The sequence below is a fragment of the Shewanella sp. YLB-07 genome, from assembly GCF_009377275.1.
This window is the reverse complement of record NZ_VOQB01000001.1, coordinates 100998-125454: the sequence shown is the minus strand read 5'-3', so window position 1 is coordinate 125454 and position 24457 is coordinate 100998. Positions and strand designations below refer to the sequence as shown.

17 protein-coding genes are annotated in these 24457 nt (G+C 44.3%); 9 read left to right on the top strand and 8 right to left on the bottom strand.

Annotated elements, in window-relative coordinates; all coding sequences use genetic code 11:
• The first annotated feature begins 59 nt into the window (after window positions 1-59).
• Window positions 60-2102, top strand: a complete 2043-nt coding sequence (locus tag FS373_RS00495) for a hypothetical protein (protein WP_227992490.1) — start codon at window positions 60-62, stop codon at window positions 2100-2102.
• Window positions 2103-2229: 127 nt separating this feature from the next.
• Here the strand turns inward: FS373_RS00495 and FS373_RS00490 are convergent, their stop codons facing one another.
• Together FS373_RS00490 and FS373_RS00485 are read right to left on the bottom strand one after the other, a co-directional pair.
• A complete protein-coding gene (locus tag FS373_RS00490; RefSeq protein ID WP_152828847.1) occupies window positions 2230-4053 on the bottom strand; it encodes a S8 family serine peptidase in 1824 nt (607 codons plus the stop codon).
• A 394-nt stretch (window positions 4054-4447) separates the two neighbouring features.
• Window positions 4448-5851 (bottom strand): sugar MFS transporter, encoded by a 1404-nt coding sequence (locus tag FS373_RS00485; RefSeq protein ID WP_144047600.1) that lies wholly within the window; start codon window positions 5849-5851, stop codon window positions 4448-4450.
• Between the two features lie 272 nt (window positions 5852-6123).
• On the opposite strand from FS373_RS00485, the gene FS373_RS00480 reads away from it, so the two are divergent.
• The 4 genes from FS373_RS00480 (at window position 6124) to FS373_RS00465 (ending at window position 10832) form a co-directional block, all read left to right on the top strand.
• Window positions 6124-6795: a DUF2461 domain-containing protein gene (locus tag FS373_RS00480; protein ID WP_152828846.1), complete on the top strand. Its 672-nt coding sequence runs from the start codon at window positions 6124-6126 to the stop codon at window positions 6793-6795.
• Window positions 6796-7256: 461 nt separating this feature from the next.
• Window positions 7257-8663 carry a YjiH family protein gene (locus tag FS373_RS00475; protein WP_144047602.1) on the top strand — a complete coding sequence of 469 codons (1407 nt, stop codon included), beginning with the start codon at window positions 7257-7259 and terminating at the stop codon, window positions 8661-8663.
• A gap of 68 nt (window positions 8664-8731) precedes the next feature.
• Complete coding sequence (gene speB, locus FS373_RS00470; protein ID WP_152828845.1) at window positions 8732-9685, top strand: agmatinase; 954 nt, start codon at window positions 8732-8734, stop codon at window positions 9683-9685.
• Window positions 9686-10163: 478 nt separating this feature from the next.
• Complete coding sequence (locus FS373_RS00465) at window positions 10164-10832, top strand: glutathione S-transferase family protein (RefSeq protein ID WP_144047604.1); 669 nt, start codon at window positions 10164-10166, stop codon at window positions 10830-10832.
• 26 nt (window positions 10833-10858) lie between these two features.
• Here the strand turns inward: FS373_RS00465 and yqfB are convergent, their stop codons facing one another.
• From yqfB to FS373_RS00445, 4 genes are all read right to left on the bottom strand, one after another.
• Window positions 10859-11176: a N(4)-acetylcytidine aminohydrolase gene (gene yqfB / locus FS373_RS00460; RefSeq protein WP_144047605.1), complete on the bottom strand. Its 318-nt coding sequence runs from the start codon at window positions 11174-11176 to the stop codon at window positions 10859-10861.
• 170 nt (window positions 11177-11346) lie between these two features.
• Window positions 11347-13395, bottom strand: a complete 2049-nt coding sequence (locus tag FS373_RS00455; protein WP_194165800.1) for a methyl-accepting chemotaxis protein — start codon at window positions 13393-13395, stop codon at window positions 11347-11349.
• 272 nt (window positions 13396-13667) lie between these two features.
• Complete coding sequence (locus FS373_RS00450; RefSeq protein ID WP_144047607.1) at window positions 13668-14156, bottom strand: DM13 domain-containing protein; 489 nt, start codon at window positions 14154-14156, stop codon at window positions 13668-13670.
• Between the two features lie 87 nt (window positions 14157-14243).
• Window positions 14244-14462, bottom strand: coding sequence for a DUF3955 domain-containing protein (locus FS373_RS00445; RefSeq protein WP_229380965.1), 219 nt, complete (start codon window positions 14460-14462; stop codon window positions 14244-14246).
• A 366-nt stretch (window positions 14463-14828) separates the two neighbouring features.
• On the opposite strand from FS373_RS00445, the gene FS373_RS00440 reads away from it, so the two are divergent.
• The 3 genes from FS373_RS00440 (at window position 14829) to FS373_RS00435 (ending at window position 20046) form a co-directional block, all read left to right on the top strand.
• Window positions 14829-16220, top strand: a complete 1392-nt coding sequence (locus FS373_RS00440; RefSeq protein ID WP_322619442.1) for an RsmB/NOP family class I SAM-dependent RNA methyltransferase — start codon at window positions 14829-14831, stop codon at window positions 16218-16220.
• Between the two features lie 250 nt (window positions 16221-16470).
• Window positions 16471-16641 carry a hypothetical protein gene (locus FS373_RS31380; protein ID WP_185976877.1) on the top strand — a complete coding sequence of 57 codons (171 nt, stop codon included), beginning with the start codon at window positions 16471-16473 and terminating at the stop codon, window positions 16639-16641.
• Between the two features lie 252 nt (window positions 16642-16893).
• Window positions 16894-20046 carry an NAD(P)-binding protein gene (locus FS373_RS00435; RefSeq protein WP_152828843.1) on the top strand — a complete coding sequence of 1051 codons (3153 nt, stop codon included), beginning with the start codon at window positions 16894-16896 and terminating at the stop codon, window positions 20044-20046.
• A gap of 75 nt (window positions 20047-20121) precedes the next feature.
• Here FS373_RS00435 and FS373_RS00430 read toward each other — a convergent pair whose 3' ends face one another.
• Entirely contained in the window at window positions 20122-21786 is a 1665-nt protein-coding gene (locus tag FS373_RS00430) for a diguanylate cyclase (RefSeq protein WP_144047609.1), read from the bottom strand.
• A gap of 466 nt (window positions 21787-22252) precedes the next feature.
• Window positions 22253-22792, bottom strand: a complete 540-nt coding sequence (locus FS373_RS00425; RefSeq protein WP_144047610.1) for a YfaZ family outer membrane protein — start codon at window positions 22790-22792, stop codon at window positions 22253-22255.
• A gap of 280 nt (window positions 22793-23072) precedes the next feature.
• On the opposite strand from FS373_RS00425, the gene FS373_RS00420 reads away from it, so the two are divergent.
• On the top strand, window positions 23073-23555 hold the full coding sequence (locus FS373_RS00420; RefSeq protein ID WP_144047611.1) for a glutathione peroxidase: 483 nt from the start codon (window positions 23073-23075) through the stop codon (window positions 23553-23555).
• The last annotated feature ends 902 nt before the right edge of the window (window positions 23556-24457 follow it).

Genomic DNA, 24457 nt, shown 5'->3' with positions numbered 1-24457 from the left:
TCGACTGCCTTTGTGGCGGTTGGCGATCTTTTATTTCGATAGGTGACGATGTAAATATTATGAGTGAATGTTTAAAAGTATCTAAAATTGCTTTATTGGTTGCCAGTTGTACCTTGATGACGGCTTGTGGCGGTGGTGATGACAGCACAAATACCCAGAGTAAGAATCACTATGCCTATGGAGACTACCCTGTCTGTCAGGATATTGATCTTAACGGGGAATGCGGTGTTCTTGAACAGACCATAACCAATCTTGAGAGCCTGACAGCGAGCGCGTCAGGGCCATTTTTAATCGACTCGAATGGCTACTTCCTTACAGCCAATAGTGGGGCGAAACTCGTCAGCCCATTTACGACTCTGATCCAAAATGAAGTGTTATTTAACCCTATGGTTTCGGGCAACTCAGGTCAGGCAAAAGCCTATTTACAGAAGATATTCGGGGACAAATATAATATTAATTTCACCGATCTCGATGTTATTCATGGACCCGAAAATGAAACTGCACAATTAATCGCCTCTTTCCATCATGCCATCTCGTTATCCGGTGATTCGGCCTATTTAAAAATAGCCGCGGCCGTCGATAAAATGGTGACAAACAGAACATTCGATATAAGGGAATCACTCAGTCAGGCGGATCTCGATACCAGTTTCGTGAATTTAAACAATCACTATCTCTTGTCCGGTTCATACCCACTCAGTCCACTGACATCGCCAAAATCGATCACCATGAATGAGAACACAGGTCTCTTGTTGGCGCTAACCTCAGATGACAAACTGCTACAGATTAATACTGGCACAGGTACATATTCATCGTTTCCCGCCACCTCGGCACTAGCATCTCCCCAGAGATCCGCTCTGCTTAAGGACTCTGATCACGATGATGATGACGACGATGATGATGATGATGATCATTGTGAATATGGTATCTGTACTGGCACAGGAGGAATCCAGGTCACCTCCAGCCTCACATTTGCCGCTCAGGGCCTGAGTAATCAGCAGGCCTATTTAATTTATCAGCCAACCGCATACGGCGATAATTCAATCAGCAATACCTGTAACGCCTCCGGGGATAACGGCATCTATCTGTCAGAGATAGGCAAGAACGCTAAATCCCCCAGCCCCTCAGGCGTGAAGAAACAATTTATTATCGACAGCTACAGCGGCGCATCGGGAACCGATCCCATAGTGATAGAGAAACCCGAACTGCCGATGTCTGAAGCCGAATGCCTCAACAACCATATCAATTGGTTAACCCCTATCTACAGTAAGAAACGTGTGATGGCTGTGTTCACCAATGGTTCGGGACAAACTGCAGAGTTGAAGTTGTTAAACAGCGAAACCTTAGTGGCAAGCAATCAGGTCTATAATCTGAGCACCTCAGATCCTGGCCTGATACTTAGTAAACAGGGAGCTGAGCTGTTAGTCACTCAGGGGAGCTATGGTCAAACTATGATCTTGGATACCGAGACTCTGGCCCCCAAGAACCACATAGCTAAGGCGGATATTCTTGATGCCTGCTTCGTCAATGATGATCGCGAGCTCCTGATCAGCGATGGCACAAATACCGTATCCTGGCTCGATACACGCTCCTCATATCAGCCTATTGCCAGCTTAGAACTCGATAGCCGAGTCAAGCGTGTGGTGTCTGATCCCGAAGGCAAATACAGCTCGGTGCTAACGGCTAACCGCGTCTATCTGCTCGATAATACGGCACGAAAAATAATCAAATCGATGATCTATGATAAGGCCTATCCGTACGGCATGAGCATGCTCACAGATAAAATCATCATCTCTCGTTATGGGGCAATCGATTACATTCAATTTTCAAATCTTGTTGGCTCATCGATAAAGGTCGGCTATCAGATGCTCTCACGGGATCTGGTTACTCTCTGGCTCAGCAGCTCCGAAAAAAGCCTGCACTCCACAACCTTAGCTCATGTATTAAGAACTAACGGGGAGAGCGAAGCCACTAGTCGTCAGTTCGGGGAGATCGATCTGCAATGGTTACCGACCAATGCCACCACGGCTGCGCAGGTACAACAGGTCAAACTAACCGGTTACTATCGCGGCGAACGCATCAGCTTATACAAGGTATTGAAATAAAGGTCCGGTGTAAACCATAAAACCTCAGCCTGACCACGGCAAAAGTGCTGCGGTCAGGCTGAGGTTAAACCAGGGTTTTCAAGCGACTTAAGTTAAATCAATTAGCAAGTCACTTAACAAGTAACACCTAAAAAACAACCGTCTGCTCGGCAGTACAAGTAGATGTCCCCTCATCGCAGGCCTTATAACTATATGAACCACCACCTTTAGAACTAATGCTATCGGTATACGTCGAACTGGCAGATGTCGTGACAATCAAGCTGCCATCACGGTAAACATCTACATTCGTCCCCGCAGCACCATTAAAGGTTAAATCGACCTTCTTCACGCCTTTACTCTTGTAGCCATTTGCGCTCAGAGTAAAGTCGCCACCGGGCTCTCCGCCGCCGTCACCGCCGCAGCCATTAGCAGTAAGGTATGCATCTGCTGCTGCCGCTTTAACGATACCGTAGCCAAAATAAACATCATTACCAGCAGCGCCACTATCCATGGCCGTCGCCTTTAAGGCTTCACGGATTTCACTGCCAGTACATTGGTTATGGTTAGACCAAACCAGAGCAGCCAAGCCCGACACTGCTGGGGTTGCCATTGAGGTACCGCTCATAAAACCATAATCTGAAGTGCCGATGTCGATAGCAATATTCCCCGCCGCTAATAACGCACTGCGATCCTCAAATGCAGCCCCAACAGCCGGAATACTAGTGGCATTGGTATCACCTAGCGTGCCATATAACATGCCAGGTTCGTTGTTAATGATAACCGCGCCAACGCCACCTGAGTTTTCACAGTTTGCCACCTTATCGTGGAATGAGATATTACCGCGATCGATCACACAGACATTACCATTAGCACCGCTATCGGTTGCCTCTGCCGTGCCCATATAGTAAGTGCTGCCAGTGACACTACCTGGGTTTTCCATGGCTGAACTCGCAAACGCTGCACCATCGGCAGTCATATTCGCTGCCGTAGCCATACTGGCAGGATAAGTCGAAAGTGTATCTACTCCACCAGCTGTGACCTCGACACAGATAGTCTCATCTGTTTTCACCTGCTTGCCACGTCCGGTCGTACAACCAGGAAATTGTGAGAAATCGGCAATTTTATTGTCGGCATCATTAGCACCAATCATCATCACAGATGGGTAACCCGCAGGGTATGAGCGAACATTATTACCATCGTTACCCGCAGCAGCGACCACCAGGCCACCTGCATCGACGAATGACTGGAAGGCATTAGACTCGGTAGAGTTAGAGCCTCCGCCACCTAGACTCATGCTAATAATGTTGGCACCTGCCGCGCTACAAAGATCTGCTGCATGGGCTAAGTCTGATGAGTAGCCCCAACCATCATCGTTAAACACCTTGATGATGTGCATCTCGACACCCGGTGCCATACCAATCACGCCGACATTATTGTCTGCCGCACCAATCGTGCCAGCTACATGCGTACCGTGTGGCCCGCCGTTCTCATTCCAGTTGCCTGTGCCTGAATCATTGTCGCCACTGATATTATTCCACTCAAAATCTGTGTTACTGGCATCGAGTCCAGAATCGATAATACACACCTTCATGCCCGCACTGGCATTGAATGCAACTTGATTAGCTTGAGATTGATACACGGCATAAGGTGTGACTTGCTCGGTCATGGGATTACCGGCATCATCACTGTAGGCCGACATAAGTTGACGACGCTGATCCGCTTCAATCAACTTAATATGTGGGTTGTTAAGCAGCCCTTTCACTTGGGCAAGATCTTTACCGCTAAAAGTGGCGGCGATAAAGCCATTGCCGTCCACATGGATTTGACCACCGAGTTGCTTAGTCAGTGCCTTAATGACACCTTTATTGCTGCTATCGACTTGAATAATATATCGATCATCATCTGCAATTACACTTGTAGACACACTCACGGTCAGGGCCATGATTGCGCCTGCAATTTTAGATAACTTCATAGATTTGCTCCATTATATTTTTTGTTTAGAGTTACTATTTAGATTCGAACACACCGCAAATTATCGGCTACGACTATCGCCTTTTACGGTATTTTCGTTTGCTTACGCTCCCGAAGCTAACAGAAGATCACGGTAGCAACAAGTTAACAACGTAATTATAACGAATGTAAATCTCACGAATATTGATTCAATGGATGACTAACTATTTCATTAAATATCAGTCCATTTGGCGAGAGTTCTGGGCCCAGAGGCAAAGTCTATAATTACAGCTGCAATATAGACCTGCAGTAACATTTTATCCGTCCATAAAAAAACGCAGCTCATCGCTGCGTTTTTCTTTAAACAATCCAATCAAGATTACATGTCAACTCTCACCTGCTAGCAAGCGCTAACCTTAGGTGCTAGCCACCGAAACCTCATCGGTACTTGCTTCATCTACCTCGCTACTCTGGCCTGCCTTATAGCCGATGAAGGCAAAGAACAGGATATAGACATAACAGAGTGCACAGAGAATAAAGCTCCACTTATAACCGATAGAGTCTGCCAAAAAACCCTGGAGTGGTGGCAAAATACCGCCACCAACTATCATGGTGCACAGCAGGCCCGAAGCCTTGGGAGTGAACGCGCCTAAATTTGCGATCGATAAGGGAAAAATCGCCGGCCACATGACCGAATGACACAAACCACACAGAATAAGAAACAGGGCAGCAAGCGGCACTTCTATGGCTGCCATATCGCTGAATAACACGGGAATAGCCAGGGTATTTTCCAGTGCGAAGGGCATAAAACTACCCAAGATAAGTACTAACGCAGCCACTGTGACTATCTGCAATAGATATTGAGTGCGGATCTTCTGACAAACCACGAAGCCAATCAAGCGACCAAGCATGGTACTGCCCCAGTAGTACGCCAGCAAAGGCACAGCCTGCTCGTGTCCAAGACCGCCCATCTCTGGAGTTGCCAGATACAACATGAGAATCGAACCAATAGAGACTTCGACCCCCACGTAACAGAAGATCCCCCCTGCGCCATACATCAAGTGCTTATGGTCGAAAAAGGATCCCTTTACCTGACTACCGGCCGAGGATGTACTAACACTGTCGATTTTCGGCAGTCGGGTGAAATAGATAAGTGCCGCGATACCGATAATCGCCACGGCTTGCACCAAATAAGGAATTTGAACCGCAGCCGCCTTGGCGATGATATATTCGCCATGGGAGGTAAAGTCTATCTCCTGCACGCTGGATAAGATAACGGCGCCGCCGATAACCGGGCCAATCGTAGTCGCAAAGGAGTTAAAGCTGCCACCTAAATTCATCCGCGCCGATCCAGTTTGTTCCGGGCCAACTTTGACGATTAAAGGGTTAAGGGCGACTTGTAAGAATGCGACACCAGTGGCCAGCACGAAGAGTGCAAACAACACTCCCATGTATTCCATATAGTGGGCGGCGGGAATAAACAAGAGATAGCCGATACCCATGATGCCCAATGCCAGGACCAAGGAGCGCTTATAACCTATCTTCTCCATCACAAGTCCTGCGGGAATAGCCCAGATGGCGAATGCGATGAAAAAAGCCGACTGCACAAACATGGCTTCCATGTTCGACAATTGATGAATTTCTCGCATCACAGGAATAAGAATATCGTTCAATACTGTGGTGAAACCGATAATAAAGTAGAGCACGACCAGTAACACCATGGCTCCCTTGTATTGGGAGGCGACAAACACGCTGCCGACTCGAGACTTACTGTCTTGTGACTGAGAGCCTGAGCTCGTGATTGGGGTTCCGCCAGCCATATTCTCATCCTTAGATTATTATTTTATTTGTCTGACATTCCCCTGTTAAGGCTAAACCGACACAGAGCCCGTCAAACACAAGAAAACATCTTATTAACAACTGAACATCAATTACACACTAGCGCCTAATGACAGCGCTGTCAATTGTCCATATTAGGCTTATTAATCAGCATCGATCAGACAAAGGTGGCCACATATTCACTTCACTCTCCCAATCCTGTTACTCCTATGTTATTTTTTACTTCATTATCAATCATTAGGGTCTCGTACCTATGTTTACTACCAAGAGCTTCTCCTTTCTTTCCCTGCTCAGTACAAATAACGAACGGGAATGGTTCAAGGCTAATCAGGCCCAATATGAAGATGAAGTTCGCACACCGGCCCTTAAATTTATCGAAGCCATGCAGCCCCATGTGCTGGCGCTATCACCAAGATTAACTGCCACCTCCAAGAAAGTCGGTGGCAGCTTAATGCGTCCCCAGCGTGATGCCCGCTTCAGTAAAGACAAGACCCCATATAAAACCAATGTCGGCATTCAATTTCGTCACTTTCAGGGCAAAGATGTCCACGCTCCAGGCCTATATCTGCATATTGCCAACGATGGCTGCTTTATCGGTGCGGGGATTTGGCATCCCGACTCAAAGGCATTAAACAAACTACGTACCTGTATCGATGAAAACCCCAATGCCTATAAGAAGGCATTAGTTCAGTTGCGAGAAGCAGGATTCGAGATGGAGGGCAGCAGCCTGGTACGCCCGCCAAGAGGATATGATAAGACCCACCCCATGTTAGATGAGTTAAAGCGTAAAGACTTTATCGCCATCAAATCGATAGAGGCTAAACAGATCACAGATAAAGACTTTGTCTCCTGGTGTGCCAACGAATTTAAGCACACCCAAAAGCTAATGGGCTACCTATGCTTCGCACTAGATTTGGATTACTAAAGCAAACAATGATGACCTGCCCTACCAGTCTTGGCGGACAATGATAAAAGAATATGCATGTTTAATCGCCCTCATCATTTAAAAGCACAGCCACAAGACCATCGCATTAACTATGCTAATAAGAGTGGGCCTTTCAAGTTGAAAGGCCCAAGACACAACAGCTAGCCAAGAGGGCTATGCTTTCAAAAAACTGAGAATATTTGGCTCTGGTGACTACCGTTTCTCACTCACAAGCCCGCATAACTGTGGCGCAATACTTTTGCCTTCTAACGAGTAAAAACAGCCCCCTATCTTAGCTAATCTACCTTTATCGCCATGAAAGATCACAGCAAACCTAGATACTCTATAGAAACACTTCAAAATAAAAACTCCAACAATATACTGCTTAAGCCTTTTCTTAAATATGGCTTGTGACATTAAAACCTTACATAAAAACAATTAAAAATAGGACTCGTAGTCACATGAATAATGAAATAGGTCATGCCTCAAAAAATTCAGAGTCTGATCCGCTCGAAGCGACAGCAGTGAAGAACTATTCAACAAAGCGCTTACTACGTTTTGCTTTTCCTTCCTTAGTGGGGGTCCTATTGTTTTTAACACCATTCATAATAGATGGTAAATTTACAGTTATAATTGCTTACCTAATCTCCAGCCTTAATGCTTACTTCAAAGCATATATGCTACCGATATCGCTTATGTTGACGATTACATCAGCAGTCTTATCAGTCATTGTTCCTATGACTCCGCTCTTAGAAAAAAGTAAAAACCGCTTTATTCAATTGTTCAATCCGGGAGCTATCTGGATTTTAATTAGGGTATTAGGTGCCATCAGCATTATTATGATTTACCTAAATATAGGGCCAGAATGGATTTGGGATCGTAAGACCGGTGGCGTAATGCTGTTAGATGTAGCACCTGTCTTGCTAATTTTGTACTTCCTAAGTGCTATTTTTTTACCGTTATTGACAAATTATGGCTTAATGGAATTTATTGGAACATTATTAAATAAACGATTTAAACGAATATTCAATTTACCCGGTTTTGCAGCAGTAGATGCCCTTGCATCATGGCTATCAGCCTCTAGTGTAGGCATGATACTAACGATTCAACAATACCGAACAGGTCTCTATACCAAACGAGAAGCTGCAATGATAACGACTAATTTTTCTGTCGTTAGTATTGCTTTTGCGTATGTCATGTTATCGTTTATTAAGCTTGAACACTTATTTATTCAATGGTACATCTCTGTTGTAATAACTGGAATTATTTGCGCAATAATAGTGCCGAAACTACCGCCACTTAAAAAAATACCAAATGATGTTTTCACTAATGCTCCCGTGACTCCTCGCGATGAAATTAATATAGATGGAAACCCTTTTAAATTCGCACTTCGTAAAGGAATAGAGCGTGCGGATTGTGCTCCCTCAATCTGGACACAACTTAAAGACGGTATCCACACTGCTTCAGATGTCGCAATCACGGTTTTTCCAACACTGATGCTAATTGGAGTAGGAGGGCTTGCTTTAATTGAATATACCAACGTCATTCAATTCCTTTCAATACCATTAATTCCCTTACTTAATTTACTCCAACTACCAGAAGCTTCTCTCGCTGCAACCGCAATTCTTTCTGGAGTAATAGAAATATTAATGCCTTCAATTTTAGGTGCCCACATTGAAAGTGAGCTAACTCGTTTTGTAGTTGCTGGTGTGGCGATAAATGAAATCATTTTCTTATCTGAAGTGGCAATAATACTTATCAGGGCAAATATAGGTTTAAATCTATTAAACCTACTCGCAATTTGGTGTCTTCGTCTACTAATAGCGTTACCGATTTTAACCTTATTAGGGAATATTTTTGTACCTTGATATTCGTTTTAAACTTAACGAGTAAATATTAAAAAGAAAACAATTAACCCTGTTATGGAGCATTGGCAATGAGTAAAAAAGCGTTAAACCAGCCACTTAGTGGAAATGAAATGCCCCGTTTTGGCGGCCCAGCTACAATGATGAGACTCCCAACTCAAACGAACACTGTTGGCCTAAATGCTTGTTTTATTGGAATACCACTGGATATTGGAACATCTAATAGGCCAGGAGCTCGTTTAGCCCCTCGCCAAATTCGAGATGAATCACGAATGTTGAGACCATTCAATGTCTACACTGGATCAGCCCCTTTTGAAAGCATTCAAGTGGCTGATATAGGTGATGTTGCCATCAATACTTTCAACCTTCAAAAGAGTATGGACATTATTGAGCATGCATATGATGAGATTATCTCGAATAACTGTAAGCCTTTAACCCTCGGTGGTGATCATACTATTACATTGCCTATCTTGCGTGCTCTAAGTAAAAAATACGGCCCTATGGGGATGATCCATGTTGATGCTCATGCTGATACAAACGAACATATGTTTGGTGAAAAAATAGCTCATGGAACTCCATTTAGACGAGCAGTAGAAGAAGGACTAATTGATGGAAACCGAGTAGCACAAATAGGTTTACGTGGTACAGGATATTCATCCAAAGAGTTTGAGTGGTCAAGAGAGCAAGGATTCAGAGTTGTTCCTGTAGAAGAATGTTGGAATAAATCCCTAGTGCTTTTAATGTCAGAGCTAAGAGAAAAGCTTGGGAAAGGTCCGGTCTATATTAGTTTTGATATTGATGGTATAGACCCAGCCTACGCTCCAGGTACTGGAACGGCTGAGATAGCAGGATTAACAGTTCCTCAAGCTCTAGAAATTATTCGAGGTTGCCGTGGATTAGATGTGATAGGTTGCGACTTAGTCGAAGTTTCTCCTCCTTACGATACAAGTGGTAATACATCATTACTTGCAGCTAATTTACTTTTTGAAATGTTATGCGTATTGCCAGAAGTTGAATATAAATAGATCAGCAGATCAAAACAGGTGAAGAGTTCGGTACCGATAATTGGTACCAGCGCTTTGTCCGTGAAACTTTCAGGACCTATGTCAAAAGTGAGTTACACAAAATACCCTAGTGCCCAGCTTAAATAAAATTGCTCGAACATAGCAGATTCAGTAGTCAATAAACTAAAAGGCTACTTTGTTGACCCCAATGGTATCCCCTTGATAAAAGGCACCCGGTAATCATCTGTTTGTCATAAAATGACGATATAAGTAGATTTACAGGTAAGTAAAGCTGACTTACCTTACCTCTGTTCTAAGAATGAGAGGAATAACTAAATTCCTGGCCCATTATTAGGTCATCTGAAGAGTTGCTTTGCAGCTTAATTGAAATAAAAATCACCGGACTCAGGTCAATACAGAGAAGGCTGTAATCAGTCTTTAAGTAATGAATTATACCGATTGGTATTAGTAAGCTGTTACTCAATCTTCAGGAGTTTTTATGATCGACTTATATACCGCCGCAACCCCCAATGGCCATAAAATATCTATCGCACTAGAAGAGATGGGATTGGAGTATAGTGTCCATCACTTGGATTTGATGCAAGCCGATCAGAAGCAATCTGAATTTATCGCAATTAACCCCAATGGCCGTATCCCCGCCATTATCGATAGAGACAATAATGACTTCGCTGTATTCGAGTCCGGTGCCATTCTTATCTATCTAGCCGAAAAATCTGGAAAACTCTTGCCTGCACATCCTGACAAGCGCTCACAAACATTGCAATGGCTGATGTTCCAGATGTCCGCTGTAGGTCCTATGATGGGTCAAGCTAATGTCTTCCACCGTTACCTGCCAGAGAAGATCCCAACGGCCATCGAGCGCTATCAAAACGAGAGCCGTCGATTATTTGAAGTCATGAATCATCAGCTATCCGATAACCGCTACCTGTCAGGGGATGACTACACCATAGCCGACATAGCCACCTGGCCCTGGGTACGTATCTTTGAGTGGAGCGGCGTCGATATCTCGGGACTCGGGCACCTGGAACGCTGGTTGAATGAGATAGCCAAACGACCAGCAGTTCAGATAGGCATAGTGACACCGCCGTCATCGGACTTAAGCGATGAGGAGCTGGCTGAGCAGATTAGAAAGATGGTGTCTAAATAACCTATATTATCCTTGCCTCCGCCTCGCTAAACCAACTTGTAGGAGATGACGTAGAGTTGTTCTGTATTTGGATAAACCTTACTGATTATCTCCTTTAGCTTTGGTAGCTCAAGGTATTCTTGCTGGGCGTGAAACTCGTTAATCTCGCTGAAGAGTATCGGCTCTACCGACTCAATTTTTATGTCACAAACCTTAATATTAGTTTCTAAGGTATACACCTCGACCTGGGTCCCTGGCACATAATGACACTCAGACTCATCCCTGATGGTGATGGTCTTTTTCCCTGATGCAACAAAGGGGGTGAGCATTTCAAAAAAGCTGATTTTAGTTGGTACATCTTTCATTAATAAATCCAAGTTATCCATCTGGTTATTTAAGCTAGCCTAGCCTGTAAAATTGCAGCTAGACCAGTTATTTTAAGGAACCAATTCTGTGCTCATTCCTCAGAACGATGCCTAAGCCATCATCTCAAATCAGTTGCCAACACTAAAGCTGTATTTCCCGCTTCTATGAGCTACTTAGTTTTAAATTTATTTAACTCGACTCGAAGATCCCCAGCACTCCCCTCCAGTTCAACGCTTGTGGTAACCGCAGAAGTCATGCTATCCATCACATCAATTGCCGTATCATTAATCACCACTACGTTACGATTAATCTCTTCAGCTACGGCGCTTTGCTCCTCTGCCGCTGAAGCGATTTGATTATTCATGTCATTTATAACTTCAATCGCCTGATTGATCTCTGCAAGTGCTTGCTGAGCAGCTTGCGTTTCCTCTTTCGTTCCTATGGCCTGCTGTTGACTTTCTTGCATCAAATCAACGATAGACTGGGTTTCAGTTTCCAAACGTGCAAGCATTTTACGGATCTCTTCGGTCGAACTCTGAGTCCGGGTTGCCAGATTACGAACTTCATCGGCAACGACAGCGAAACCCCGCCCCGCTTCGCCCGCTCTCGCAGCTTCAATAGCTGCATTGAGTGCGAGTAAATTAGTTTGATCTGCAATCCCGCCTATTTCCGATAAAATCCCCTGAATCGCAGCACTGGACTTTGCTAGATTTCGAGTTTGTCCCTGAGCACTGTTGATCTTTAATGCTAAATCACTCACTGCCGATACCGTGTTGCTCATCTGTTTCATGCCACTTACACTATTGGATTGCACCTGGCTTGCTGCCGCAGCCGCTTGAACAGCCGAACTGGCAATCTCCTGCGCCGTTGCGCTCATCTCATTGATAGCTGTGGCCAGAGAGTTAACTTCGTTAACTTGGCCAAGCAGCTTCTGCTTTGAATCTTCTGCTTGTAACTTACCCTTAGCAGAACTCAGTTCAACCTGTTCAGCCGTCTGCATGACAGTACCTAATGTCTCCTGTAAACGGATTAAGAAGGTATTAAACCAATGTGCTAGCTGCGCCGTTTCATCCTTACCACTTTTTTCAATCCGATAAGTTAAATCACCGTCTCCCTCGGCGACATCTTTAAAACGTTCAACCAGATTAGTGAGTATTCTTCCCAGAGAGTTACCTATCATGGTCATGGCGACAATACCGAGTATGACAGCGAAGAGACCTGCTAAAACCCCTTGTTTAATCGCACTCTCATTCTGTATATCACTCCAGGTTTCAAACTCTGTTATCCCTTGGATCAGTTTACTTCTGGGAACAGAGACCATCACGATCCAATGAGAGTCAGAGGTATTGACTGAGGTGATCGCATATTCTTGGGAACCTATGGACATCAATCCACTTTCTGCTTGACGGGCTAATGCTTGAATATCGGACCATTGAGAAGATAATTGCCTGGAAACTTTTTTACCGACTTGTGATGGTGCGCCGCTGTTGGCCAGCACCGCTCCTTTCCAGGATGAAATAATAATATTACTCTCACCATCAAATAATTTATACGCCAGCTTCTCACTCTGCCCCTGAAGCTCTGACAGGGATAAATCGAAACCCAAGGTACCAATAATGTGGCCGTTCACTTTTATGGGTTGGCTAATGGTAGTGATCAATTCATCTCTGCCACGAACCGGATAGATATAGGGCTCCATAACGAAGGTACGACCGGTTTCAAACGGCATTAAGTGCCAGTCATCAGTCCGTTCACCATTACTATTGAGCGCTGTGTTGTTGAAACTCTCCATCGCAACGGAATCGAAGCTATTATTGGAATTAGGAGAAAAGAAAGGAGCTAGATAGCCCTTACTATTGATTGCTTCTGCAACTTGAACTTCCGATTCTGTGGGCCAAGTTTTTTGATCCCATACCATATAGCCTGCAAATACTGCCTTGTCCTGAACCTCTAACGCGGCGATAAATTGTTTAACTATGGTATCGGCACCGACCGAATTTACACCGCTCAACTCTATGATTGATCGAACTTGATTTAAATTGGCAAGCACCGGAAACAGTTGAGTCTCTATTATTTTCCCCTGTTCCGATGCAGTGGATTTCAAATGGAAATTAATCGCATCGCTCAACTGAACCTTAACCTTATCGGTCACCTGCTGACTCACTGTCGTATACGCGTTAGTAGTCATACCCATAGCAATGAGTAACGTAAACGTCATTGCTATTCCTGCGCTTACAGCAATTCGAGTTTTGATGGTTTTAAACACAAAAAATCCTTCTTTATTAGTATTATGACTGGATTGAGAGTCTCCTTGAAAAGATGACCCTAAACCCATAATTATAATTTAAGAATATGAATAGAATGCATCAGAATATGAACGAGATGTGAACAGGCGTGTAAACTTTGTAAACCCGCGTAAAGTAAAAAAATGAAGGCAGGCAATAAGAGAAATAAAGAGAAGAGAAGAAAAAGAAGAAAGCGGAGCGAGTGCTAGTTGACTCTCCGCTCGTATTTAGCTGAGGTAATGTATTGCCCGAATGTTTCACACCAGACGATAACGGTATTATATTGAGAAGGGTCAATACTGACACTCATAGGCAGGATAAAATTCTCAAACGTCTTCACTTCACCGACTTGCACCATAGACGACTTCAATCGATTAAAGTCTGCTTCCGTTTCCACAAACTCAGGAGACAGATAAAGTTTATAATCCGGTCCGGGAGAGAGACTCCCAGAAAAAGAGACAGAATCGGGACCAATTGATACTTCCCCTTCCCCCCAATGCAAAGCATCGCTATCTTCTCTATCCCGAGAAAATTCAGCGACAAATAAACGGTTCTCTGCAGCCAATGCCAATACTTGGCTATCGGGCGCGGCGGGCGCTATCAGTATAGGCAAGTAATATATCCCCAAAACAAACCCACCGAACACAGCCAGAACATGAGAGAGTGCAAAAGATAAAACCAACCGTTTTTTCATGTTATTTCCTAACTCATCTATGCTGGTGAATCCTAAAGATACCTGACCAGTATGTAGTGATCATAACTCCATGTTGAAATTACCATACTATTTCTTAGTAAAGAATCGACTAATAAAGACCAGCAGCATGATGATTAACCCCAGGCATACACTGAAAAAGCCCAAGGGCATAAACAAGCTTTCATGCAGGAATCCTTGTTCATCAACATATTGGTAGAAAGTATTTTCCAATAAGAGAAAAATACCACCCAAAACTAATAATAGGACAGAAACAATAATCGACTTTATTCCAAGTTTATGACTCACTTCGCCTCACCATATGAATGTATATTTGCCAGTAATTCTAAGGCTGAGAAAACCATGGAGCAAGCGCCTCCTAGATTAAAGTTAATTAATACCATAGTTTATTGGTTATCAATTACCTGCTGTGGACTTTAACGCAAAACTTCAGTGAATCACCGCAAGCACATCTCCAAATACAACATAACCCCAGATAATGCCTCCAGGCTTCATTCTAAGGCTGTCCCACATCTGTTATAATTCGCCCCAGATAAATACCACCCTAGATAACTACCCATGGGCGACGCCTTGAACACAAGCCACACTGATTCAACTCTTGACTCGACTCTCCACTCGAGAATAGGCTCAACAGCTAATGATCACCTCTCAATCGTGACATTTTTAAACGAGATCAAAGCGACCTCTTTTGAAGCCTTGAACGCAGATACTCCTGCGCAAAAGCGGGCTCTTAGCTACGCCAATACCATACTTCACCTATTTACTCAGGTGATGGAAAAGAAGCTGCCGGCCGATCGCGTTGTGGGTGAGTACTTTAGAGTCAATAAGAAGCATGGTTCTAAAGACAGGCGTGTGATCCGTGAGAGTTTGTTTGCACTTTTTCGTTGGTGGGGATGGTTAAACAAGTTCAACACTAATATCGGTACTAGTACTGGCACTAGCACAGTAAATACAGGCACCCAAGCTTGGTTCACTATGTTGATGCTTAATGCCCGCCTGGAGTCCCATTCATGGGAACCGTTTATTGCAGCCTGGACAGGCTTTTCCAGTCAAGAGAAAGAACTCACTCTCGATGCAGACGCACCTTTAGAGACAGTATCGGCAAAATGTGACTGGCTGGCTAGCCAGTTTCCAGCTATCTCTTTTACCACCGATGACTTGGTACCAGAGTGGTTCTGGCAGACTTGCCCCATCCAAGATGCCGAGCAGCGCTTGGCTATGGTCCAGGCCCTCTCTTCTCGCCCGCCTATCTGGGCCAGAGTGCAAAACATCGAAACCAATGAGGCCATAGAGAAGCTAGCCCAATTAGATATCACTGCCACGGCGAGTGAGTATTTTAGCGATAGCATCAGTCTTGGCCATAAGAGTATCAACCTTAACGGCATGTCACTATATCGTGAAGGCGAGCTTGAGATACAAGACTTAGGCTCACAAGTTGTCGGGCAAATATGTGCTCCGAGCCCAAATGATAACTGGTGGGATACCTGCAGCGGTGCAGGCGGTAAGAGCCTGCAATTAAAATCTTTGATGTTAGCCCAAGACAAACAAGCTAAGGGGACTATTGTCGCCTCAGATGTGCGCCGTAAACCGTTAGAAGAACTGGCCAAGCGCGCTAAACGTGCTGGCTTTAAAGGCATCACAACCTCCCCTTGGAAATCCGATGATCTGCCTGTGCCTCATAATCACTTCGATGGCGTACTTGTCGATGCCCCCTGTAGTTGCACAGGTACCTGGCGACGCAACCCGGATATGCGCTGGATAGACATTATTGAAGCCGTTCAGGACATGCCAAGCCTACAGCTGGATATTCTCAGCCGCTCCAGTCAGGCAGTTAAAATCGGTGGCACCTTGGTATATGCCACCTGTTCACTTTCCCCTTTGGAGAATGAATATGTGGTCAATGCCTTCTTGGCCAAGCACGCCGATTTTACGCTGGAAGTCACTAGACATCCGTTTACTGGCGTAGAGGCCAGTATGCATCTAGTCTTGCCATATCAAGCCGATACCGATGGCATGTTCGTCGCTCGAATGAAAAGAAAGTGCTGAGACCCAAACAGCGCTAGCGAATCCAGCATATAGAGACGACCTTGATGGTCGTCTTTTTATTGCCCTAGGTTTATCGACTGCAGTATTTCAACATAAGTAACTATTTCAATATTTATAGCGACGAGTCGAAACCTTGTCATCTTCCTGTCACCTGGCTTTCCTAGAATCTGCTTTATAGTCCTGCTCATCCATTGGTATTAAGCACTAGTTATACCAAGCGGTATGAAGCACAAATAATTCGGATATGAAGATGTCAAATTTCTACGATAGTGATGATCTACTTTGGGATAGCCAAATCGGCACAGATAGTGACAATGAAGAACGTCAAGGTAAGCACAAGAGTAAGCGCAATAAACACAGGCGCAGACAGTTATTGGATCAAAAACGTCAACAGGGCGATTCACAATCCGAGCAGTACTAAGCTCAGATAGGCTAACAAGATTAAAGTTTATAGGTTCCAGGACCTAGTTCCCAGAACCTTTCCTTCATCCTTCAAGCTGATCATTTCAATCCTTAGCTAATTTTTTTATACAAAAATTGGATAAATCCCCAAATCCTTCATAGGCTTACCTGTAGCTTCGCGCAAACATCTACTATCAACTAATAGTTAAACAAAAAATAGTCTCTATCACAGATGCGCTTCACGACTTCTATGCCAAAAAGGAAATAGGCCATGGAACAACTTCGACCTGACTTCATCTATCCCCCAGGATCCATGTTGATGCACTCACCACTCGTGCTCAACAGGGCCGACATGTATGGTTTCTTCATGAAAGGGAAGGAGAAAAACTTACAAAAATCCATCGATACTAGTCTCAATCAGGTAGCAGGTAGCAAGATGTACTTTAAGGTGCTTTCGCCTTATATATTAACCAGTTTTACCCGAGTCGATAAGGCTTATTCAGAATATCCCGAGGACAGGGAAAAAGGTTGGATCCAGGAAACCGATATTATCACTTGGGTCATGATAGGCAGGCAAGAAAGTGCCGACAGCAACGACATCAGCCAGGTGTATTTTCATCCCTTGTTCACCTTCGTCAATGATGCCATGGCCCTCATAAATGGCCGTGAGCTATTCGGTTATCCCAAATACATGTGTGAATATGAGATGCCCCAGCCCGGTGAGCCCCTCACTAAACTCAGCCTGTCGGTCAAGAGCTTCAAGACCTTCTCTCCCGAGACTGAACTGGCGTTTCACCCCCTGTTAACGGTCGATTGTGAAGCTCAAGAGGAAGATCAGCTCAGCACATTAGAGGCCATCACCAAAACCTGGCAACTGTTTAAAGGCCAGACCGACTTCATTCCCGAACTCGACAGACTAGGTGAGAACCAGCTATTTAGCTTGCTGTTCAAACCCGCTATCGATCAGATTTTTCTCAAGCAGCTACCAGACTCGGCCGGAAAGAAGGCTGTCTATCAGGCGATTACCGCCTCACCCGCTAAGGTGAATCGAGTCCATTCCTTGTCACTACTGAAAAATGACCTGTTAGCCACAGTGTTCGACAATGCCAGCTTCCCCTTGAAAGAGTCATTGGGCCTCGAGTTAGGCGAGCAACACGTGCTGCTACCCTATCATGTTAATTTTGACTTCGAGGTACCTGAGGGAGAGGTCTTAGTCGATAACTCAGTGCTCAAGAAGGAAAAGATAGCCATACTCGGCGGTGGCGTCGCCGCAATGTCGGCGGCCATGTGTTTAACCGAGCAGCCTGGCTGGCAAAACAAATATGAGATTGATGTGTATCAACTGGGTTGGCGCATCGGCGGCAAAGGCGCCAGTGGTCGAAATGCTGAGCAAGGCCAGCGAATCGAAGAGCACGGCCTACATATCTGGTTTGGTTTTTATCAAAATGCCTTCAGCCTGATGCGCAAAGCTTATGAAGAGCTAGAACGACCGGAAGGTGCACCACTGGCAACTTTCTTAGATGCCTTCAAGCCCCACAGCTATATCGTACTGCAGGAGGACGTTGGCGGTGAGTCTGACAGTTGGCCCATAGAGTTCCCACTCAGAGAAGGGCTTCCGGGAGACAGTACGGAGATCTTAACCCTATGGAAAGTGGTCAAGGCCGCCTTTAGTTGGATAAGAGACTGGCTCAAGGAGATGGATGACCTGCTCGATGAAGCCGAAAAAGAAACCGCTAAGCCAGTCCATTGGTTTAGTGAGGACTGGTTTGAACGCCTCAAAGACAGAATAGAAGACTCGATTGAAGACACCATAGATGATACTAAGGAGAACCTTGCTTCTCTTGGCGACTCTATAGAATGTCATCTTAATCAACTCGTCGGTCGTGAGTGTGATGAACACGCCCACAGCCCAGATGAAGATGATGAAGGCTTTATCGAGTCTGCCGTCGACAGTTTCCGTGCGCGCTTAGAGGAGAGCTTCGCCGAGAAGTTAGAGACTAACGATGAGCTTCGCAGGCTGTATATCGCCTCAGATCTTGGCCTGACCATACTCAAGGGGATGTTCGCCGATGGCGTGTTTAAGCATGGCTTCGATGCCATCAACGATTACGATTACCGTGAGTGGCTGATTAAACACGGTGCGAATCAGACCTTTACGGTAGACTCTGCGCCAGTCAGGAGCTTCTACGATCTGGTATTCGCCTATGAGAAAGGCAATTTCGATAAACCCAATCTGGAGGCGGGTACCATCATTCGCTCCATGTTGCGTATCGCCCTGTGCTATCAAGGTGGCGTGATGTGGAAGATGCAGGCGGGCATGGGCGATGTGGTTTTTACCCCTTACTACCAAGTCCTTAAGCGCCGCGGGGTAAACTTTCACTACTTCAACCAAGTGGACAATCTTGTCTGCAATAACGGCACCATTGAAGCCATTGAGATCACCGAGCAGGTTAAACTTAAAGAGGGTTTAGAAAGCTACGATCCCTTAGTCGATGTTAAAGGTCTAGATTGCTGGCCGAGCGCACCACTCTATGATCAGCTTGATAGTGAGCAGGCTCAGCTACTAAAAGACAATAACATCAATTTGGAACACTTCTGGAGTGATTGGCAGTCTGTTTATCAAGATAGGTTTGGTGAGCCATTGCCGACAAAAAGACTCGTGAAAGGAGAGGATTTTGACCGGGTTATTTTCGGTCTATCCATAGGTTCGGTGCCCCATGTCGCCGCCGAGGTCATGGCCCAGAGCGAGCCTTTAACTAAGACTGTCGACAAGGTTAAGACTGTAGCCACTCAAGCCTATCAAGTCTGGCTCAATGAAGATCTGCATGGCATGGGTTGGCAATATATGCCAGAGAGTGGCGAGCAGCCTGTACTCTCTGGCTTCACCGAACCCTTTGATACCTGGGCCTCGATGGATCAGTTAATAGATAAGGAGGACTGGCAAGGGGGACAGCCCAAAAATGCCAGCTACTTCTGCTCGGCGCTGCCAGTAGAGCATTACCCTCCCCGCTCGGATATTGAATTTCCACAGCTTAAGGCGCTGCAGGCCAAAGAAGGCGCCATAGGTCAACTCAACAGTCAGATCCACAAGCTATGGAGCAATGTTGGAAACGAGTTCCCCTGGCAGTGGTTACACCTAGGAGATGAAGCGAGTGAAGCCGTGCAGGGGCAAGCCAGATTCGATAGTCAATACTGGCGCGTCAATATCGATCCCTCGGAGCGCTATGTGATGTCGGTTAAAGGTAGCAGCAAATTCCGTATCGATACCGACGGTACAGGCATAGACAACCTCTATGTCACTGGCGATTGGATTAATACAGGCATCAACGCCAGCTGCGTCGAAGCGGCGACAATGGCAGGCATGCACACCTCAAAAGCTATCTGTGGCTACCCTAAGGTAATTAAAGGAGAAAAGGACTTTTAGTCAGTTTACCTAAAGGTATAACACATAGAAAAAGCTGACAGTGCGAACTGTCAGCTTTCTTATAGTTGCAGTAAATTAGATAAAATCTAAACTCTTGGAATCATTAATGACCTGACTCAACTTAGCCTGCTTAACACGGCGTTTTTCAGTCTTATGGCGATACATATTCTTATCTGCGGTTCTCAACCAGTCACTGGCATCTTTAGCATCTCTGTTCAGAGCGAAACCATAGCTTATACCTGTCTCTCGATAGCCTTCCTTCTCAAATGCATTAGAGACTTGCTCGAGTTTAACCAGAACAGATTGAGTCTGTTCTATAGAGAGTAAAATGACAAAATTATCTCCCCCGATCCTAAATAACCTCAGCCTTTCATGGGCTTCACAGATAGACTTAAGCTGTTTAGCGGCAAATTGAAGTAAACAGTCTCCCTCATGATGGCCTAAGGTATGATTCACCAGAGTGATACCATCAATATCCAGCAAGATCAGGTCTTCATCCCGCTTAACATTTATACCAAACAGCTGAGTTTGCATGAATTCATCGAATGCATGTCGATTTTGTAGCTGTGTCAGTTCATCCTTACGGGCTTTCTCCCAGGCGATGCCCAACGTCTTGATGTAGGTTTGCCTCTCCTCGGACAATAACTTGATCTTATTTGCCAGTGCCAGGGACAGCATAAGGGCATCGGCGGTTCCGCCTATGAGTGTGGCAAGTTCTGCATATTCGATAAAGTCCGGAGTTAGCCCTAAATTACCCGGAAGAATTATCACGGCTGGCAACAATAAACAGGTGAAGGCAAAGATGAAATAACGAGCCGGAGAAAAACCTTTGAGCAAGCAGACGTTACCACAAGTAATCGCCAGGCCAATCCACAACATGATTAATACAGAGGCAATAATCGCGGTATAGGAGACCAAATAGATACTCGTCGGCAGTGCCAAGATACACAGCCACATCAAGTACTTGCTTAAACGCCACAGCTTTGGAGAATATTCAGGAAGCTGAAGAAAATGTTTGTAGAACAAGATATTAAATATAGGGAGACTAATAAAAAACAGATGGTGTAACTCTAAATTATGATAAGCCCATAGGTGAGCAGGAATGTGAAATGTCAGCGCCCAACCGAAGAAGTATGCCAATACATAGAGACCGTAATAGAGAAAAGCCCGGTCCTTGATAGAGAAAAAAATCAGTAAGTTATAGCAAGCAATAAAGATGAGTCCACCTAGACATAACATCACAGCCATGGCTTCAATATCTGCACTCTTCTTGTGCTCTAGCAGATGCTTTAACTCCACCTTAGGCACCGAAGAGAAATAGCGACTCTCCAGTTTCACGATAACCCAATATTCCACTCCATAGTTAAGCTCTACTTCCCGGCCATAATCAAACAAAAACTCATAAGGGGCATAGTAACCACTGTGAGAATCTTGCTTGCTGCCATCGTCACCTATCACCCAATAATCGAGAGATTCAACGATGGAGTTTCTGACACTGATTGCCCATTTAGTCTCTCTGTCGTACATAAATGTAGGCATTACCACCCAGTAGCTGCCCCCCGTTAAACTGATGCTGTCAGCTTTCTCCAGTGTCGCCATCCAAGGCGTCACATCGGCATGTTGAGAAGGAGGTGCTTGTTCGGCTTTAGCATGAAATAGGAAGGACTGATCGAAAGAGATTGCAGCTACTGCTGTATGGCTAAAAAAGATGAGTAATAACAAGAGTGTTCTTTGGATCATATCATTCGCCTTTTATCTAATTATTCGTTGACCTTAGGTCAACTACAAGCAGCTAGGCTCTATGATTTCCTCCTGATCCTTGAAGGAAATCATAGCCGCACATGCCATCAGCAGCTTGCAATATCGTTTACACATTGAGCATTATTCAATATAAGTCACAAAAAGATGAAGAGTGTGCTTTCCCCTTGAATAAACGCTAAAGATGTCTTTTTCAGCAGGACGCTGTGATATAGCAATATCTAATCGAAGAAACAGGCTGAGCCGTAGAAAATGGAGGGAGTTGCCTTCCGATGGCTTTAGTGTTCCAGTACGAGTTCAAGCGTCACTAACGATTAGTTTAGACTATTTTGACTGTAACGGAATGATATATCGGAGCAAATTTAATGGGGGTATGACAAGGTATTAAACAAAACATCAGTCGCTATAGCACCTGAGCGACTGATGTTATTGCGCATAGCAGGGAGAGTTAGAAACTGGCTTTGCCACCTATATAGAAACCAGAGTCGAAAGTAGAGTTATTGGTGTTGTCATACTGCAGACGAATATTTCTGTAGCCAGTATAAAGTGCAAGACTTGGATTTAACTGGAATTGAATTTTACTGTCTAACTCGTACATACCATCGACGCTACCAAAAGAGAGTACCGAAGGTGCATAATAACCAGACGCATGGAAAGAGAGGTTAGACCCCAGCGCCATAGTGTAACGACCACCCACCCCAATGGCACTGCCGTTAGCACTGTTTTCCGCCCAGGCATAGGAATACTTTGCTCCGATCTCAAAATGATGAATACCCGCATCATGGGCTACATGTATGGCACTCGATATGAGTTGTCCCCCATCATTTGAATAGATATATCCGAGTACGGCATTGGCATTATTTTTAAGATCTAGATTAATTTCTGTAGAAATAACGTCATCGTTAAGACCAATGCCAAAATCGTTGGCATTGGCTGCAACAGAAATACTCGATAGCAGGAGTAGGCTACTCCAAATTTTAACGCTCATATTGGCCTCTGAGAATTGGTTTTGCGGATAATAGCAAAAACGTCACAGACAACCACTATTCAATTGTTTTTAAAGAGTAATATAGTTTTATCGCACACACTTAAGCAACCAGAAAACCACAAAGAGTAAAAATAAGAATCATCTCCCCACTAAATGAAAAAAAAGAAACAATTCGTATCGTTCGAGCTCCAGTTCAAGCCTCATGTAAGTTGTGCGCAATTAGTTTGCTCAAAACTATACTTACTGCTAGATTAGCTGAAACCTTCAGGAGAGATTCAACATGACATCCATCTATGACTTTTCGGTAAATAATATCCAAGGAAAATCGGTATCCTTATCTGAGTATAAAGATAAGGTGATATTGATAGTCAATACGGCAAGCGCATGTGGCTTCACCCCTCAATATAAAGGGCTACAGGCTCTGTATGAAAAATACGGCCCTGATAATTTTGTCATCCTAGGGTTTCCCTGTAACCAGTTCGGAGCCCAGGAGAGTGGCAGTGAGAGTGAAATATCTTCATTTTGTGAACTGAATTTCGGCGTGAACTTCCCCCTCTTTGAGAAAATAGAGGTCAATGGCCCTGAGGCACATCCCCTCTATGAGTACCTCAAATCCGAGGCTAAGGGGATTCTAGGCAGCCAGGGGATCAAATGGAATTTCACCAAATTCTTAATTGATAGCCAAGGAAAGGTGTTAACGCGATTTGCTTCTACCACTAAGCCTGAAGCGATAGAAAAAGAGATAAATAGTTTGCTAGGCTAATCAACAAGATAGTTTTTTTCTTTACTTAAACACAAAAAATATCGTCTATTTTTTGAACTTATTCATTTTCAGGGCATCAAAGAATATGAACGCGAAGAAGGTTTTCATGTTCATCATTCTCCCTGGGACTTCTAGCGCGGTCCCCTTGATCTTAAATGATCATCAGGCAGCCCAATCTTGATAAAAGACTGGTGTTGCCCTTTTTTTGCTTCATTTTCATCAGTTTTCCAAGAGGTAATGATTGGTCGAAAAATAAAAATAACTTTATCTGCTTCCAAAATGAACTTTCGCTAAATTAATGACTCATACATAGTGAACCGAATTTCTGGCTTCGACTTTTCATACTCAAATGAGTCATTCACAGTCCCAGCCGTTTCACTGTTCATCATCATCTCCCTTTAGATACGCATTGTATCTACTGGAAACATGTTATCGACTGCTAGCGCTAATCGACATTATTGTTTCCAACTACAGATTCTGAATAAGAATTCTTATGGCTCCCCTTTTTAAGGCGGGGCCATTTTTTTATCTTCTTATCACTTTAAAATTCATAACAAGAAGTACCAATCGACACAAAACACAATAACAACAACCACTTGACTCAAGACAGATAATGATGAATTCTAATTAATCTAAGTTTTTATCCATAACGATGAACTAATTCAGATCCCATGACTCTTACTATATGTAGCGAGTGCTACATGTTTTCATCATGGTTCATCACCTCCCTTTAGGACGCTCATTTGAGCCTCCAAATGAAGAGTTAAGTTTGTTTGCTAGCGCTATGCAGCTTAATCATTCATATACAGATTCTTTATAAGAATTCTTGTGGCTCCCCTTAATTTAAGGCGGGGCCATTTTTTTATCTTCTATTCAAAGACTATCCTGCTTTTACACATAAA

Excerpts from the sequence above, each read along its gene's own strand:
- FS373_RS00490 (WP_152828847.1), bottom strand. The coding sequence starts at position 4,053 with ATGAAGTTATCTAAAATTGCAGGCGCAATCATGGCCCTGACCGTGAGT.
- FS373_RS00450 (WP_144047607.1), bottom strand. The coding sequence starts at position 14,156 with ATGAAAAAACGGTTGGTTTTATCTTTTGCACTCTCTCATGTTCTGGCT.
- FS373_RS00420 (WP_144047611.1), top strand. The coding sequence starts at position 23,073 with ATGACATCCATCTATGACTTTTCGGTAAATAATATCCAAGGAAAATCG.
- FS373_RS00430 (WP_144047609.1), bottom strand. The coding sequence starts at position 21,786 with ATGATCCAAAGAACACTCTTGTTATTACTCATCTTTTTTAGCCATACA.
- FS373_RS00465 (WP_144047604.1), top strand. The coding sequence starts at position 10,164 with ATGATCGACTTATATACCGCCGCAACCCCCAATGGCCATAAAATATCT.
- FS373_RS00485 (WP_144047600.1), bottom strand. The coding sequence starts at position 5,851 with ATGGCTGGCGGAACCCCAATCACGAGCTCAGGCTCTCAGTCACAAGAC.
- FS373_RS00425 (WP_144047610.1), bottom strand. The coding sequence starts at position 22,792 with ATGAGCGTTAAAATTTGGAGTAGCCTACTCCTGCTATCGAGTATTTCT.
- FS373_RS00475 (WP_144047602.1), top strand. The coding sequence starts at position 7,257 with ATGAATAATGAAATAGGTCATGCCTCAAAAAATTCAGAGTCTGATCCG.
- FS373_RS00480 (WP_152828846.1), top strand. The coding sequence starts at position 6,124 with ATGTTTACTACCAAGAGCTTCTCCTTTCTTTCCCTGCTCAGTACAAAT.
- FS373_RS00435 (WP_152828843.1), top strand. The coding sequence starts at position 16,894 with ATGGAACAACTTCGACCTGACTTCATCTATCCCCCAGGATCCATGTTG.
- FS373_RS31380 (WP_185976877.1), top strand. The coding sequence starts at position 16,471 with ATGTCAAATTTCTACGATAGTGATGATCTACTTTGGGATAGCCAAATC.
- FS373_RS00495 (WP_227992490.1), top strand. The coding sequence starts at position 60 with ATGAGTGAATGTTTAAAAGTATCTAAAATTGCTTTATTGGTTGCCAGT.
- speB (WP_152828845.1), top strand. The coding sequence starts at position 8,732 with ATGAGTAAAAAAGCGTTAAACCAGCCACTTAGTGGAAATGAAATGCCC.
- yqfB (WP_144047605.1), bottom strand. The coding sequence starts at position 11,176 with ATGAAAGATGTACCAACTAAAATCAGCTTTTTTGAAATGCTCACCCCC.
- FS373_RS00455 (WP_194165800.1), bottom strand. The coding sequence starts at position 13,395 with ATGACGTTTACGTTACTCATTGCTATGGGTATGACTACTAACGCGTAT.